Source organism: Shimazuella soli (assembly GCF_022511585.1).
GTDB lineage: Bacteria > Bacillota > Bacilli > Thermoactinomycetales > Thermoactinomycetaceae > Shimazuella > Shimazuella soli.
In genome coordinates this window covers 614,596-629,573 of record NZ_JAKWBN010000001.1, presented here as the reverse complement: position 1 = coordinate 629,573, position 14,978 = coordinate 614,596, and the positions used below count along the sequence as shown (strand labels likewise).

The window sequence follows — 14,978 nt, the reverse complement described above, 5'->3', positions numbered from 1 at the left end:
CCATTTTAACCCTATTTTGCCTGTTTTTTACTATACCAAAGTCGAAAACGGGTCACAACAATTATTGCTACTGTAATCAATAATGCCTGAATCATAGGAAATTGTGCTAATTGCATGATCCAAAATAGCACACATCCTATTGCTAATACAAAATAAATGACGAGTGATTTTAAAGGTGGTAATTTTCTAGCAAATGCTACCTTATAAATCACAACACTAAGGATCAAAATAATAAAGTATAACGTCCATGGAGGGACTTCAGAAATCCAGTTAAACAATGTGAACGACACTCCCTTGTCTATCCATACTACACCATCATTTCTACTCTAACATTCCATATCTATGTGATCAATTACTCGGCGCAATCTACCCGGATAATTGGTAATCATTGCTTCTATCCCGATCGATGCTAGTCGAAACATCTCTTTTTCTTCATTTACCGTATAAGCTCTGATTACGACACCATTGTTTTTACATGCAGAATAGAGTTGCTGATCAATAGCGGTATAATGAAGGTGTAATTGGTGGATATCCAAGGATTTCGCATACTTCCAAGGTTCATAAAGGGCACAATCGAGCAAAAAAGCAATATTCCATGACGGTCTGTACTTTTTTAGTTCTATTAAGCATGGATGATAAAAAGAAGATACAATAACCCTTTGCTGCATCCCATAATACTCTACTAAATTTACTACCTCTTCTGCCAATTGAGGATAGCGAATATATTGATTTTTCAACTCGATATTCACCACAATAGATGTATCGAAAAATAATTCCAAAACATCGGAGAGTTTTGGAACTGTTTCATTTGGCAAAGTGAGTAAAGAATGCTGGGAGATTTGATCATAAGATAATTGACCGATCCAACCTGTTCCAGTAGTCGTGCGATCCAACCTTTCATCATGGATAACGACTACTTCCCTATCAAGGGTAAGATGAACATCCAATTCAACTCCATCTACCTTTGCTTCCTTTGCCATTCGAAAAGCCGTCAAGCTATTCTCCATCGCTCTTCCCGAATAACCGCGGTGAGCAAAAATTTGAACTGCCATACCCATACCCCCTTGTTTTTCCTTGAATTCAATATATGCCATAATGAGATTATTAGCTTCTTATAAATTAGAAAAACCACTACTAATCGAGAGTAGCGGTTTTTCAGGGTTTTTACAATGCTTCTAACATCAACATTTCACGGCGTATTTCTTGCAATCTTTTTTTACATTGATCTATTTTGTGTACGCTATTTTCTAGCATTGCTTCGTACAACAGGGACAGCTCATAATCCAGTTCCATACGTAATACGGGAATTCGTTTCTCCGGATCTCGGCACTTGAAAGCTCGAATGACATCTTCCATGTAACCACTGCACCCCTTTTCATTTTACTAACAAGTGGCAACTCCACCACTTGATAACAGGATGCCCCGAGCTCATTTGAAATAAACACATGGAGCCAGTCCTTTTTGGAGATTAAATTAGTATATGAATGGATAGCAAGAAGGTAACGGTATTTGATGAGAAGAAGACAAGAAAATAGTAAAATTTAATTCTTTCTACATACTAAAGAAGATAAAAAGAAAGGATAGATGGATCATGGTATTCCCTACTTTTACAGAACAAGATTTTCATGTGTTTGCGATTGATGGGTTGGAGACAAGAATGGAGGCGCTACAAAGAGAAATTCAACCGAAATTTTCAACTATAGGAGAACATGTCTCTGCCCATTTGACTAACAAATTAGGAGATACAGTCTACACCCATATTGCAAGACATGCCAGAAGAACTGTAAATCCACCAGAGGAAACATGGGTCGCTTGGGCTACCAATAAGCGAGGATACAAAGCTCATCCTCATTTTCAATTAGGTTTACGGGATACATTTGTCTTTGCTTGGTTCGCGTTAATCTATGAATGTGAACAAAAGCAACAATTTGCGAACAACTTCTTGAAAAACGTACAAAAATATAGCAATCAAATACCAAAAGACTTCTACATTTCCCTCGATCACACGATTCCAGATGTTACGCTAGTTAAAACATTGGATAAGGAGAATTGGGAATCGATCATGAAACGGTTAGCTACCGTAAAGAAAGCAGAATTTCTCTGTGGTATGCTAATCCCCCGTAAAGAAGCAGTAAGTCTTAATGGCAATGTCCTGCAAAAGAAAATAGAAAAGACGTTTGATCAGCTTCTACCTCTTTATCATTTGTCGTTCGAATAAAAATACATAAATATCTTATAATTATCATTTACCTACATGTGTATTTCTTGTACAATAGGCTTGTTTTGTGATTACGAGTAGAAAGCAGGGCCGAAAAAATAATGAAGCAATCCAACCAGAACAGCACCCCACTTTTTACCAAATTGAAAAAATATGCCGATTCCAATCCATTACCTTTTCATATACCTGGACATAAAAAAGGCCAAGGCATGGATGCAGAATTTCGTGAGTTTATGGGAATGAATGCTTTATCCATCGATTTAATAAATATTGAACCATTGGACGACTTACACCAGCCGCAAGGAATCATTGATCAAGCCCAAAAACTAGCAGCTGAAGCATTTGGCGCAGATCGGACTTTTTTTTCTGTACAGGGAACCAGCGGTGCCATCATGGCGATGATCCTTGCCACCTGTAAACCTGGAGATAAAATCATCGTTCCACGCACCGTCCATAAATCGGTACTCTCCGCTATTGTATTTGCCGACTGCAACCCAATCTTTATTCACCCAGAGTTAGACCCGATGCTCGGAATTGCACATGGAATCACTCCAATGCAAGTCGCAGAAGCAATCGAGCAACATCCTGACGCTAAGGCAGTCTTGGTGATCAATCCTACGTATTTCGGCTTTACTAGTAATTTACGAGAAATTGTCCAAATTGCACATGCACACAACATTCCGGTTTTGGTAGACGAAGCACATGGGGTTCACACGCATTTTCACTCCGAACTTCCGATTTCAGCAATGGATGCTGGAGCAGATTTGGCAGCGACTAGTGTTCATAAACTAGGAGGTTCACTCACGCAAAGTTCCGTATTGAATATGCAAGGGAACTTGGTTGATCCTCAGCATATACAAGCAATAATGAGTATGCTGACAACTACATCTACGTCTTATATCTTATTAGCTTCATTAGACACTGCTCGCAGGTATTTGGCCATTCATGGAGAAGCAGCACTCACTCATACGCTGAAATTGGCAAGAGATGCACGTGAACAAATCAATGAGATTACTGGACTTATCTGTGTTGGCCGAGAGTGGTTAGGTACGGATGCCCGATATGACTTAGATGAAAGCAAACTACTAATCCATGTGGGAAAACTCGGCATCAGCGGGCATGAGGCTAGTGATTGGTTACGAGAGCATCATCAGATTGAGGCAGAAATGAGCGATTTGTATAACATTCTCTGTCTGGTAACACTAGGGGATACAGAAGAAACCATTAGGAAGTTACTAAATGGGCTCCGAGATCTAGCAACTACTTTTGCAGGGAAAACGTGGACTGAAAAAGAATCGATCTCACTGCCTGATATACCAGAGCTCGTACTCAATCCGCGTACCGCATTTTACAGTGAATCCGAATCGATTCCTTTCCAACAAGCCGCTGGAAGGATTATCGCAGAGTTTATTTTTATGTACCCGCCAGGAATCCCTATCTTACTGCCAGGTGAACGGATTACCGAGGAAAATATCGCTTATATCGAAAAAAACAAAGCAGCTGGACTGATTGTCCAAGGCACCGAAGACCCTTCTGTGGAAAACGTCCGCGTGATTCGTTCCCATTGGACAAGACGTGTTCATCGAGATTAAATATAAAGCAAAAAGCCTGATACACTGTGATATCAGGCTTTTTGTTACTTTTAAAAAAAGTCCGCTATTGGTGGACGAGTATAACCTATTACTTTATTCTTGATGATCCTCATGACAATGATCACAAGTACCGTATAACGTACCTACTTTATCAGCTTCTTGAAAGGCAATAATTTCTTCACAAGTTTGGCAGACGATGGTTTCCATTTACCCATCTTCCTCTCCGTCGTATTAGTATGTGCCTTTATTATATTTGTGTTATACTATTTATGTCAATAGGCTATCATTTATTTATATTTTTGCAACTTATTTTCCAACAGAGATGCTATCTCACTAAAAAACGTGTAATCATCATCATCTACTCCATCCCTTGTATCTGTTGTGATGACAATCTCACCAATCAAATGATGACCATAATAAAATGGGATACATAATTGGGTAAATGTGTTATCCGTATGTGACGACAAACCACCACGCAGGGCTGCAATGCTCAGTACGGTTTCTCCATATGGAATCTTCATCGGCAACGTATCGATGCCTTGATGAAATTTCCGTTCAAAGTGATCTTCTTTTGTCAAATAAATGGAAACGCTTTTATATTCATCTACTTGATCGTAGACAAGTTGACATACTGCCTCATATAAAACGGTGTCATTTCCTTTCCAACCATCTGCTACGGAACCGATTTCCGCCCGCAGATCATCAAACAAGTCCGATTTATCCATAAAAACCCAATCCTTTCCTAACATTGCTAGCGGTTAGTGTATCATATTCGGTAAAGTGGTACAATTCAGAGGAGTAAATGAATTCCCTTTAAGAAAGGATAGATGATCTTTTTGAAAAAAAGCGCTTACATTCGACGTACTGAAACGATTGAACTAGCAGATGTCCAAAACACACTTAACTATTATCGAGAAATGACCCGCAATACAGGAAAACAGCTCGCTTGGGATTACGAAGCAGCCGCTTTCCCCTACACGATGGAAGAAAAGGAAACAGACGGCACCAAATATTTGCTTCTAACAGGAAATGATCCTCATCTCAACAACCATATAGTGATTGGAGTAGGACAAAAAGAAGATACTCAGCAATATTATGTACAAATCGTATTGCCGGAAGATGCCACTCATCATGATGTTGCCAAAGGCAACGAGTATGCAAAGTTTATCGCCAAACAGCTAAAAGGGGAATTGCAGTTGTTCAATGGACGAATCATGGCTTATTCCTAATAAAAAAGCGGAAATGTCTTCTGACATCCGCTTTTTTCTATGCTATATAAATTATTTTATATATCAGTTGCAAACGCGGGCCCGCATCCTTGGCTTGTTTAAGCTAGGACACGGGCTTTGGGTATCGCAGATGCGTTCATAGATACACCTACCTACATTCGCTGGTTGGGGATCGACCCCTGTTGCTTCGGGCCGCGATAAGTACAGGTCGGGTGGTGTCCCTTGCTCGCTGAGCATCGACACTGTGGCTTCTGGGGATCTTCCACCCAGAACTGGTTCCCACCCTTCAGTTGTAGGGTGCAGTCCTTGTCGTGAAACCGATCTCTGCACTTACACTTCTGCTCGTTTTCGTCGCTCAAGGGGGTTCCCTTCAGTCGTAGGTCGTCCAAGGAATGGACACTTAATTATACCATATGTTATGTATAGAATTGCCATTTTTCAAAAAATAGAACACATTTAATTGCTCAAGTCTAGCAATTGTTTATGAAGCACTTTGCAAACATAAATCGATGTCTATTTCTTCTCACAAAAAAAGACCACTTCCTATTTAAGGTAAGCAGCCTCTTTTGCCATATTAGCTAGCTATAAAATCAGAGATACGGTCTAAGATGTTCTCTTGTTTTACTGCATTTTTCGTCACAACTTGTATCGGTTTAAAGCCTTCTATTTGATGCCCTTTATAATAAAGCTCTACCATTCCCACTACTGTACCTTTTTTCAATGGTGCCTTCAGATTACTTTTATATGTTACATGATAACTGTAATCGTTTTTGCTTTTGGTTTGTACGGGTACAGGTATGTTTATATCTTTTGCAACGATTGCAATTTGATTCTTCCCTTTTGCATTTGCAATTTGCACATAAACATGACCGGGAACTGATTGACCTGTCTTCAAAAAGGTTAACCGTTTAAATTGACTAAATCCATAGTCATACAACTTTTTTGTCTCGATAAAGCGTTTGTCTTTGGATGTTGTCCCCATTACTACAGATAGAAAACGGGTTTGATCTCGCTTCACTGTACCAGCAAAACAGAAGCCTGCCAGCTGGGTGGAACCCGTTTTTATCCCTTGAACGCCTTTATATTCATGTTTTAATCCTGGCAACATACTATTCCAGTTATTTACTTTCTGTTCTCTTGGGGTGCCTGGATGAAAAGTGTAGGTTGCGATGGTAGTAAAGTCAAATATTTCTGGATGAACAGTTATTAGCATATTTGCTAACTGAACGGTATCTTCTGCCGACATCACATGCTGACCTTGGGTTTTAGGAGGATCTGGGTAATCTTCTTGATTCAATCCAGAGCAGTTGAGAAAATGGGTATGTTTTAATCCCAATATTTTGGCTTTTTGATTCATTAATTTGACAAATGCTTCTTCTGACCCTGCTATATGTTCTGCTAGAGCTACTGCTGCATCATTTGCAGATTGTACCATTAATCCAGTAAATAATTCTTTAATCGTTATTTTTTCATTTTTTTGTAAATAAATTTGTGCTTCATTGATATCTTCGACTCGCTTACTAATCACCGCTTCATCCGTCCAATGAAGTTTTCCTTGTTTTATTTGGTCCAGTACAATATAAGCTGTCATCATTTTTGTCATACTTGCCGGCGGACGTGGATCACTTTGATTTTTCTCCGCTAAGACAACACCGGATAGATAGTCCTTTAAAAGATATGCCTCTGCTTCAATATTTGGTTTTGTCTGATCTTGGGTTGTTTTGATATTGTCTGGCTCTTTTTCGATTTTACTTTTTACAAGAGACTGTTTTTCTTTGGGCGAATCTACGATCTCATCTTCAAACACTGACTGCTTCGTAATAATTTTTACCTGTGGTTGTGCAAAAACACTGACAGGTAAAATCAGTAAAGAAAAGCTCATCGATAATAACAATATCGAACATATTTTCTTCATTCGTCTACTCCTTCTTTCCACTGCCTCTACTATGGTAGCGAAAAAACACCACTAAGTATACCGAAAACAGGAATAGTCGATAATTATTAAATTTTTTATCATTTTTAGGCAAAAAAACAAACACCCTATTCTTTGTGACAATCAACATAAAATACATCTGCATGTTTTACATAACCATATATATAAATGGATTCCTTTTTCACAACAAATGGAATCCTCCATTTTCGTAGTAAACGGATGAATTCTTCTGTAATATCAATAATTTCACCCTCTGATATTTTTCCCCTTTTCTTTACATATCGTGGTCTAACCCGGATCCACTCTATATGATAAAAAGGCTCAAGTCCTTCTTCCCAATCCCCCCAATACCAGACATCTTGTTCAAAGCTTTCTGGATAGGGCCTATTTTCCAATACATATTTTATTTGATACGCAGGTGGAAAGGCTAATTCTTCTATTACAGATTTCTGTAATCTCTCCCACTTGGTACGATTGAGAAGCGAAGTTAGTTGTTTTTCTCTAATAACAGCTTGAACACGCTGCTTTAATTCACCCATACTAATTTCCCCTATAAAAAAACGACTCAAAGAGAGTCATCGGAAGGTTACATCTATTAACTTATTTTACTCAATTTCTTTTCTAGTAAATAAATTCGTCCCTTTAATGCATCGATTTCTCTTCTAATCAATTCTTTATCGCTTACCATTTCATTAGTAATTTCCACAACATCTTCATACAAAATATTTTTGACTTCCTGAAATCCTTCACTCGTATCATCATGCAACTTGGTAATACATTCTTCGACGTTTAGAAAACGAGTTTTTGAATCTTGTCTCAACGTATTCATTTCTTGCGAAATCCGATTTTCCAATTTGCTTAATTCCGACAGGAAGCTGCTCTGAATCGCCTCTAGTAGTTGCTCATTATCCAAAAAAAAGCACCCCTAAGCTATTTCGTTAATGCCTATTGTATATTTGCAGAATATGTAATGCAAGTCATTTGTCTTTTTTCGCTAAAGATAGATGTATCCAACTGTGTACGCTACTTTTTATCTTTAATTACTATTCCTATTAGAACAGGAGGTTGGATGTTTGGGCTTGTCTGTATGCATGATAAATATTTTCGCCCTCTGCTGAATTTATCCCTCTTCCAAGGAACCATCATCAACAGAGGACGAATTCAACCAACTCCACTGAGATTGGTAAGGGAAAATCAAGCACGCTCAGGTGCCATCCCGTTTAGTCGAATGCCATAGCTGCTTGATCCTCACCGCTTCATCAACTCCCAGAGGAATAGTCAGTTTGTAGTAAGAAAGGCTGTTATGAATAGTCTTTCTTACCAACTTCTCCGCAAGCAGGTAATCAAACATCGGATTCGAGATGCCATTCACCTTGGATGCTTCCACCCAAGAATTTCCGGATTTGTACAGTTGCAGCAGAATCAGAAGAGCTCGCTCATAAGCGCTGGGCTGCTTTCTGAGCAACTTAGTAATTGGGGCTCCTTCCAGCGGCTCAGATGATAGCGCGAACAGACGGATGCCTTTTGGTCCTTCCACTGAAATCACTGCTTTCTTATTCTCCAGCTCTCTCAGTTTCTTATAAATTGAAACCTGATGAAAATCTAGCTTTTCACCCAGCTCAATTGCACTTACCCAGGGCATCGATTCCAGCATGTGCAAGATCTGATCTCCCATAGTTGGAGGCACAGTGATAGAATGGAAAGGTAGTGCAAAGTAGCGAGTTCTTCTTCCACCAGATCTTCCTGGTCCTTTCACTGAATGAACTGCTTTCTTTTTCTCCAGTTCATTCAATGTCCGTCTCAGGTAAGATGGATCCCGCTTGAGCTTTTCAGCCAGTTGGGCCGCACTTTGTCTAGGATTCGCTTCCAGCATACACAAAATCGACTTCTGTAGATCTGTGAACGTTTTTTCTGTACCTCTTGTTGTTTGCTTACTCATTCTGAAAAATCCTATTCTCGTTAGAGCGATTGACAGAAAAACAAACTTTATTTATTATATCAATTTTTAAAATTTATTGTAAATAAACCTATTTCTTCGTGTGAAACAAAGACAACAAACATAAGAATAATAAGTAAAAAACAAGTAAATATTTTCTCCATATGCCTCTTTTTAATCCCCTAAAATTTGGAATCTATTTCACCATAATGAATTGGTAAATTTCACAAATTGAAAGTGGGCAGCGCTTGGCTGCCCACTTCTTATCATTTCTAATGCCTTGAAATATATACATTCAATCCATTTATATATAAAAATAAGTCATTTATGAATTGTCAGTTTTGCGAAACCTTTTTAGATTTCGTCGTCATTTTCATAAAGAAATGGTATACTCGTGTTACTCTGATTTTCCGGCAATAAAGGCAGTCTTTATCTTATTTGCGAAAGATTGGAAAATAATTGAAACATGTAGCGGAAAATCAGCCTATTCCAAATAAGGAGTTTGACATGCTGAAACGTAACCACAAAACAAAGACGTACTATTTATGTAGTGCGGTAATAGCGCTCACGTTAGCCGTTAACCCCTTTTTGGCTAATAACAGTTATGCAGCACCGTCTACTACCACTACGAAAGCAAAAGTTGAACAAGCATTAAATCAGTACCAAGCGGCGAAAAAAGAATATGATAAAATTCAAACGGAAATCGCATCTTCAGACAAGCGTCTGAACGATACTTTCCAGCAATTGACCAAATTGAACCAAGAACAGGACGAAACCAAAAAGCGTTTGGATTCCGTGTTGGTCCGCCTTTATACTTCTGGGCACAACAATATGGAAGCACAATTACTTGCTTCTACTTCTTTTTCTGAATTTCTAAGTCGTTTAGAAGGTATTCGCTTGTTGATGGAAAATGACTACCAAGTTTATCAAAAGTATAAAGATCAAGCAGAAGCGATTCAGAAAAATCAAGCAGCTATTAAACAAGAAGCAGCTAACTCCAAACAATTACTCGATGATGCAGAAAAAAAGATGAAGCAATTACAAGCTGAGTACAAAGCTTTACAAAAACAGCTAAAGAGTGAACAACTCAAAGCACTCGCGAAATCATCAGGTGTCAGCGATCCTGGGAAACTATCTGATACATCATGGCTCAACAAAGCAAGAGCAATGATCGGTAAAGTCAACTATGTGTTCGGCGCGGAAAGTTATCCTAATTTTGACTGCTCTGGCTGGGTACAATATGTATTCCGTGAATATAGAGGTATTAATTTACCTAGAACATCAGAAGCTCAATCACAAGTAGGTACTTCCGTCTCTCGAAGCAATCTCCAACCTGGGGATCTCATTTTCTTGCAAGGAACCTATAAATCTGGTGTCTCTCACGTTGGAATTTACTTAGGTGACGGATTATATATCTCCAATGAAAATGAAAAGAATGATCTGCAAATCGATTCCTTAAACAATTCGTACTCCCAAACCCATTATTGGGGTGCAAAGCGAGTAAATTAAATACTTATTTAAAAGCAGTCTCCCGACAACACATTTTCATGTTGTCGGGAGTTTTTTTACCTTTGAAGGCGGTACGTATCACGTTCCTCTTAAGATACGAATTGTTGTCATTTTGGTAAATATTATTATTGATATTTATAGTTGAATCATGTATCTTATATAAGGTTTGCCTACTATAACTTAGGGGGATTTGCTGTGAGTAATCGATTCGATGTAATCGTCGTAGGAGCAGGACCCGCTGGCATCTTTACTTGTTATGAACTCAGCTTAAAAATGCCAAATGCAAAAATACTATTGATAGATAAGGGACATGATATTTACAAACGTAACTGTCCTATCCTCGAACATAAAATTCAAAAATGCCCACCTGCTACCCAAAAAAAAGAGTTTGCGGGCTGCTTGCCTGCATGTTCCATCACCAATGGGTTTGGCGGTGCTGGTGCTTACTCTGACGGAAAATTCAATATTACCAGTGAGTTTGGTGGATGGATGACAGACTTTCTGCCAAATGATCAAGTAGTAGATTTGATACGTTATGTAGATAAGATCAATTTGGAGCATGGAGCTACAGATACCATTACAGATCCCTTAACAGAAGAAGTTCGAGAAATTGAACGAAAAGGTGCTGCTGTTGGCCTTAAATTATTGCGTGCACAAGTACGTCACCTTGGAACCGAACAAAATCTCTCGATTCTAGCTAGTATTTTTCAATACCTTGAAACAAAAATAGAAATGCGATTTAAAACCGAAGTTGCTGACATTATAACTGAGAAAACCGGTGGAAAGCATACCATTACCGGTGTAGAACTAAAAAATGGTACAATCTTATATGCTGACAAAGTGGTCATTGTACCTGGTCGTGATGGTTCCAAATGGCTTACTACTTTAATGAAGAAACGCCGCTTACCAATGTACTCCAACCAAGTAGATATCGGTGTTCGTGTGGAAACATCTGACATTGTGATGAGTGAAATCAACAAACATCTTTATGAAGGAAAATTTATTTATAATACCTCTATCGGTACCAAAGTTCGAACATTTTGCAGCAACCCATCAGGACACGTAGTTGTCGAAAATCACTCTGGTATCATGTTAGCGAATGGTCATTCGTATAAAGATCCTAACCTCGGAAGTGCCAACACCAACTTTGCATTACTTGTTTCCCATCAGTTCACAGAACCTTTCAATCAACCAACAGAATATGCACATGAAATATCTCGACTGGCAAATCAGTTGTCCAATGGAGGACTCATTGTTCAGAAATATGGTGATATTCAAAAAGGTCGTCGCTCCACGGATAAGCGAATCAAGGAAGGTTTTATCGAGCCAACCTTGAAAGAGGCAGTACCAGGGGATCTTGGTTATGTATTGCCCGCTCATACACTGGGCAGTTTAAAAGAAATGATGGAAGCACTTAATTATGTCACACCTGGGATCGCTTCCGAACATACCCTCTTTTACGGGGTAGAGGCAAAATTTTATTCCGCTCGTCCGAAATTAAACGAGCATTTCGAATCAGAGATAGCAGGACTTTACCTCGGCGGCGATGGAGCAGGAATCACCCGTGGACTAGCACAAGCAGGTGCATGTGGAGTTTGGATTGCTAGGGATATCGTGAAAAAAATGGCATAGAGGTAGTAATCCATCTTATTAGAAGCTTGATTCATAACAACAATACAAAAATCAAACCAGCTTGTATCCTCGAAAGATACAAGCTGGTTTAGCCTAAAAGCAGAAAAACAAGAACGGAATAAAGAAGAGAAAGGGTAAGAAGATAGGAAACAGCGGGAAAAACCACTGAGCTTTCGCTTTTCCTCTCTCTTTCTTCACTTGTACAGGAATAAACACGATCCCTTTTTGGTGTAATTCTTTAATCACGCCGTAAATCACTTTGCCATTTTTTAAAACTAATTTCATAGGTTTGCCGATGTGTTTCGTTCCCAACTTGTGGTGAGGTATATACTGTAAAGTACTCAAAGCAGTACCTCCTCTCCTAAAGACTTCTATTATTATATGGAAGTCTACTAGGAAGAGAAACGGAATAAGCCTATCCCTATACTTCTTTCCTACTTTTATACATTAACGTTAAAGCACCAACCAAAATAGCGCCTTTGACAATGTCTTGGGCATAATACGGAACATTGAGCATAGTTAATCCATTTAACAAAATCCCAATTAAAATAGAACCTATAAATGTACCTAATACATTTGGTTTATTTGCCCCGAACACGGAATATCCAATTAATGCAGCTGCAACTGAATCCATCAGTAGAGAGGCTCCAGCAGAAACTTGTCCCGTCCCAATACGTGATGCCAAAACAATGCCTGCAATACTGGCAAATAAACCGCTTAAAGCATAAGCATAAGCTTTGTACCTATTTACAGGAACTCCCGAAAGCCTTGCTGCTTCTTCATTTCCACCTGTAACATACAATAGGCGACCAAACTTCGTAAAATTCAAACAAAGATGAATTACTATCACAAAGAAAAACATCACAATCACGGGAAAGGGAACGGAAAAAATTTCACCTTGACCAATAAACAAAAAAGAAGGCAAAATTTTCCCCGGTGCTAGAGATCCATCTTGAAGCGGCATATTGTTATAGATGCTGTATCCTTTTGTAATCGTCAAATGAAGACCATTGATCATATACATCATACCAAGTGTTGCTAACATATCTGGTAAGCGGATTTTAACAATTAAAAATGCATTTATAAGCCCTACTAACAATCCAACTAATAGCGGTATACAAATAGCAAGCACCGTTTCTTGTCGATACCAAACCATCACAGCTGTACTAGTAATCGTAGCGAGGCTCACGGTTGAACCTACTGATAAATCAAAACCTTTTACGATTAGGGATAAGGTAACCCCAATAGCCACTAATGTAGTAATTGAAATAGAACGTAGTATATCTGTCCAGTTTTTATAGGTGAAAAATTCATCCGATAAAATGCTGAAAAAAGCTATAATCAAGAGAATCGCGATGATCGTACCATACTTGGTCAAAAAACGAATCCATCCATCTTTACTCTTTGTTTTCTTCTTAGGGACATTCGCTACCTCGATGCTCTGTTCCATCTGGATTCCCTCCTGTTGCTAATGTCATAAGCTCTTCTAATGTTGTTTCATTTGTCCTTTTCTCTGCAATAAATCTGCCATCATATAACACGAGTATCCGATCAGCAATCGTCAATAATTCGTTTAGCTCGCTTGTAAAATACAAAATACCTTTTTTCTCCTCTGCCAATTTGGAGATAATCGAAAAAACATCTACTTTTGCTCCAATGTCAATACCTTTTGTTGGTTCATCAAATAGGTAGATGGAAGCATCCGTATCCAACCATCTTCCAATTGATACTTTTTGTTGATTTCCTCCGCTGAGAAGCCCAACTGATTGTTTGGAAGAGGAAGTTCGAATGCTTAATTGTTCTATCACTTTTTCTGCTAATTGTCGTTCTTTCCGCCGATCTAGCCATCCTGCTTGGGTAATTTTATCCAAATGTGGCAAGGAAATATTTTGGTCTACTGGAAAATCGACCAATACCCCTTCTTTACGCCGTTCTTCTGGAATGAGACAAATCCCAGCTTCTATTGCTTTTCGTGGATGTTTTATTTTCCAATGCTTTGCTCTTATCGTAACAAGACTAGAACTCTTATCTTGACCTGCTAGAGCTCTAGCAATCTCTGTTTTTCCAGATCCTACCAAACCAGCTATACCTAAAACTTCCCCTTCGTGTAAGGTAAAAGTTACCGATTTATCTAATTTAGGAACATAAAATTGCTGAACCTCTAACAAAGGAGTAGTACTTTGTCTGGGTGATTTCTCTTGAATCGCTAACAATTGTTTACCAAGCATTGCTTCAACAATTTGATCATCTGTCAGTTCCGATACTTCACTTTGCAAAACAGTTCGTCCTTCACGCAATACCGTTACTCGATCACAAATAGCACGAATTTCAGGCAAACGATGAGAGATAAAAACAATTCCTACTCCACTATCTTTTAAACGGATCATGAGCTGAAACAAAGCTTTTGTTTCCACCTCACTCAGCGGTGCTGTTGGTTCATCTAGAATAAGAAACTGCACATTTCTGGCCAGTGCTTGGGCAATTACGATTTGCTGTTTTTCGCTCAATCTGCATTCGGATACCAAGCGGTCCATCGAAATGTTTAATCCAACTCGCTCTAACCATTCTTTTGCTCGTTTTTTTCGTTCTCTTCTGCTAAAAAATGCAGGACCTTGTACCAATTCATGTATACTCACGTTTTCCGCTACCGTAAGTTCAGGAAATAATGCTGTATCCACTTCCTGAACAACAATACCGATTCCAGCATCGATTGCTTGATGTGGAGAAGAGAGCGACACCAGTCGCTCTCCTATCTTTATTTCTCCACTATCGCTTTGGAGTTGACCAGACAAAATTTTTACTAATGTACTCTTTCCTGCTCCATTCACTCCTAATAAAGCATGAATTTCACCCTTTTGAACCGTAAAATCTACTTCTTTGAGCACCTTGTTCTCATGAAAAGATTTGACAATGCGTTTCATTTGGAGTG

General features: G+C 38.8%; 18 protein-coding genes. 6 read left to right on the top strand and 12 right to left on the bottom strand.

Going from position 1 to position 14,978, the window contains the following annotated elements:
- Window positions 1-11: 11 nt before the first annotated feature.
- From MK805_RS03415 to MK805_RS03405, 3 genes are all read right to left on the bottom strand, one after another.
- Window positions 12-278 carry a YlaH-like family protein gene (locus tag MK805_RS03415; RefSeq protein ID WP_240873788.1) on the bottom strand — a complete coding sequence of 89 codons (267 nt, stop codon included), beginning with the start codon at window positions 276-278 and terminating at the stop codon, window positions 12-14.
- Window positions 279-326: 48 nt separating this feature from the next.
- Window positions 327-1,052, bottom strand: coding sequence for a glycerophosphodiester phosphodiesterase (locus MK805_RS03410; protein ID WP_240873787.1), 726 nt, complete (start codon window positions 1,050-1,052; stop codon window positions 327-329).
- Between the two features lie 112 nt (window positions 1,053-1,164).
- Window positions 1,165-1,356, bottom strand: a complete 192-nt coding sequence (locus MK805_RS03405) for a hypothetical protein (protein ID WP_240873786.1) — start codon at window positions 1,354-1,356, stop codon at window positions 1,165-1,167.
- A gap of 235 nt (window positions 1,357-1,591) precedes the next feature.
- On the opposite strand from MK805_RS03405, the gene MK805_RS03400 reads away from it, so the two are divergent.
- Window positions 1,592-2,218 carry a YktB family protein gene (locus MK805_RS03400; RefSeq protein ID WP_240873785.1) on the top strand — a complete coding sequence of 209 codons (627 nt, stop codon included), beginning with the start codon at window positions 1,592-1,594 and terminating at the stop codon, window positions 2,216-2,218.
- Window positions 2,219-2,319: 101 nt separating this feature from the next.
- Window positions 2,320-3,810, top strand: coding sequence for an aminotransferase class I/II-fold pyridoxal phosphate-dependent enzyme (locus tag MK805_RS03395; RefSeq protein WP_240873784.1), 1,491 nt, complete (start codon window positions 2,320-2,322; stop codon window positions 3,808-3,810).
- A 93-nt stretch (window positions 3,811-3,903) separates the two neighbouring features.
- Here MK805_RS03395 and MK805_RS03390 read toward each other — a convergent pair whose 3' ends face one another.
- Both MK805_RS03390 and MK805_RS03385 read right to left on the bottom strand, forming a co-directional pair.
- Entirely contained in the window at window positions 3,904-4,017 is a 114-nt protein-coding gene (locus tag MK805_RS03390; RefSeq protein WP_240873783.1) for a GapA-binding peptide SR1P, read from the bottom strand.
- Window positions 4,018-4,097: 80 nt separating this feature from the next.
- Window positions 4,098-4,535 (bottom strand): hypothetical protein, encoded by a 438-nt coding sequence (locus tag MK805_RS03385; RefSeq protein ID WP_240873782.1) that lies wholly within the window; start codon window positions 4,533-4,535, stop codon window positions 4,098-4,100.
- Between the two features lie 102 nt (window positions 4,536-4,637).
- Between MK805_RS03385 and MK805_RS03380 the strand changes: the two genes are divergently transcribed.
- Window positions 4,638-5,039: a DUF1885 family protein gene (locus MK805_RS03380; protein WP_240873781.1), complete on the top strand. Its 402-nt coding sequence runs from the start codon at window positions 4,638-4,640 to the stop codon at window positions 5,037-5,039.
- Window positions 5,040-5,613: 574 nt separating this feature from the next.
- Here MK805_RS03380 and MK805_RS03375 read toward each other — a convergent pair.
- The 3 genes from MK805_RS03375 to MK805_RS03365 form a co-directional block, all read right to left on the bottom strand.
- Window positions 5,614-6,954 carry a D-alanyl-D-alanine carboxypeptidase family protein gene (locus tag MK805_RS03375; protein WP_240873780.1) on the bottom strand — a complete coding sequence of 447 codons (1,341 nt, stop codon included), beginning with the start codon at window positions 6,952-6,954 and terminating at the stop codon, window positions 5,614-5,616.
- A 125-nt stretch (window positions 6,955-7,079) separates the two neighbouring features.
- Window positions 7,080-7,511 (bottom strand): DUF6678 family protein, encoded by a 432-nt coding sequence (locus MK805_RS03370; RefSeq protein WP_240873779.1) that lies wholly within the window; start codon window positions 7,509-7,511, stop codon window positions 7,080-7,082.
- Between the two features lie 56 nt (window positions 7,512-7,567).
- Window positions 7,568-7,885 carry a hypothetical protein gene (locus MK805_RS03365; protein ID WP_240873778.1) on the bottom strand — a complete coding sequence of 106 codons (318 nt, stop codon included), beginning with the start codon at window positions 7,883-7,885 and terminating at the stop codon, window positions 7,568-7,570.
- A gap of 156 nt (window positions 7,886-8,041) precedes the next feature.
- Here MK805_RS03365 and MK805_RS03360 point away from each other — a divergent pair, with 156 nt between their 5' ends.
- Window positions 8,042-8,209 (top strand): hypothetical protein, encoded by a 168-nt coding sequence (locus MK805_RS03360; RefSeq protein ID WP_240873777.1) that lies wholly within the window; start codon window positions 8,042-8,044, stop codon window positions 8,207-8,209.
- On the opposite strand, the gene MK805_RS03355 is transcribed toward MK805_RS03360, so the two are convergent.
- Complete coding sequence (locus tag MK805_RS03355; RefSeq protein WP_240873776.1) at window positions 8,177-8,911, bottom strand: winged helix-turn-helix domain-containing protein; 735 nt, start codon at window positions 8,909-8,911, stop codon at window positions 8,177-8,179. The two genes, MK805_RS03360 and MK805_RS03355, sit on opposite strands and share 33 nt — an antisense overlap.
- 504 nt (window positions 8,912-9,415) lie before the next feature.
- On the opposite strand from MK805_RS03355, the gene MK805_RS03350 reads away from it, so the two are divergent.
- Together MK805_RS03350 and MK805_RS03345 are read left to right on the top strand one after the other, a co-directional pair.
- A complete protein-coding gene (locus MK805_RS03350) occupies window positions 9,416-10,417 on the top strand; it encodes a C40 family peptidase (RefSeq protein WP_240873775.1) in 1,002 nt (333 codons plus the stop codon).
- 195 nt (window positions 10,418-10,612) lie between these two features.
- Window positions 10,613-12,049 carry an NAD(P)/FAD-dependent oxidoreductase gene (locus tag MK805_RS03345; RefSeq protein ID WP_240873774.1) on the top strand — a complete coding sequence of 479 codons (1,437 nt, stop codon included), beginning with the start codon at window positions 10,613-10,615 and terminating at the stop codon, window positions 12,047-12,049.
- Between the two features lie 93 nt (window positions 12,050-12,142).
- Here the strand turns inward: MK805_RS03345 and MK805_RS03340 are convergent, their stop codons facing one another.
- From MK805_RS03340 to MK805_RS03330, 3 genes are all read right to left on the bottom strand, one after another.
- Window positions 12,143-12,394: an LSm family protein gene (locus tag MK805_RS03340; RefSeq protein ID WP_240873773.1), complete on the bottom strand. Its 252-nt coding sequence runs from the start codon at window positions 12,392-12,394 to the stop codon at window positions 12,143-12,145.
- A 76-nt stretch (window positions 12,395-12,470) separates the two neighbouring features.
- A complete protein-coding gene (locus MK805_RS03335) occupies window positions 12,471-13,436 on the bottom strand; it encodes an ABC transporter permease (RefSeq protein WP_240874267.1) in 966 nt (321 codons plus the stop codon).
- Window positions 13,437-13,464: 28 nt separating this feature from the next.
- The gene (locus MK805_RS03330) at window positions 13,465-14,970 is read right to left on the bottom strand and encodes a sugar ABC transporter ATP-binding protein (RefSeq protein WP_240873772.1); all 1,506 of its coding nucleotides are present in this window, start codon (window positions 14,968-14,970) and stop codon (window positions 13,465-13,467) included.
- Window positions 14,971-14,978 lie beyond the last annotated feature (8 nt).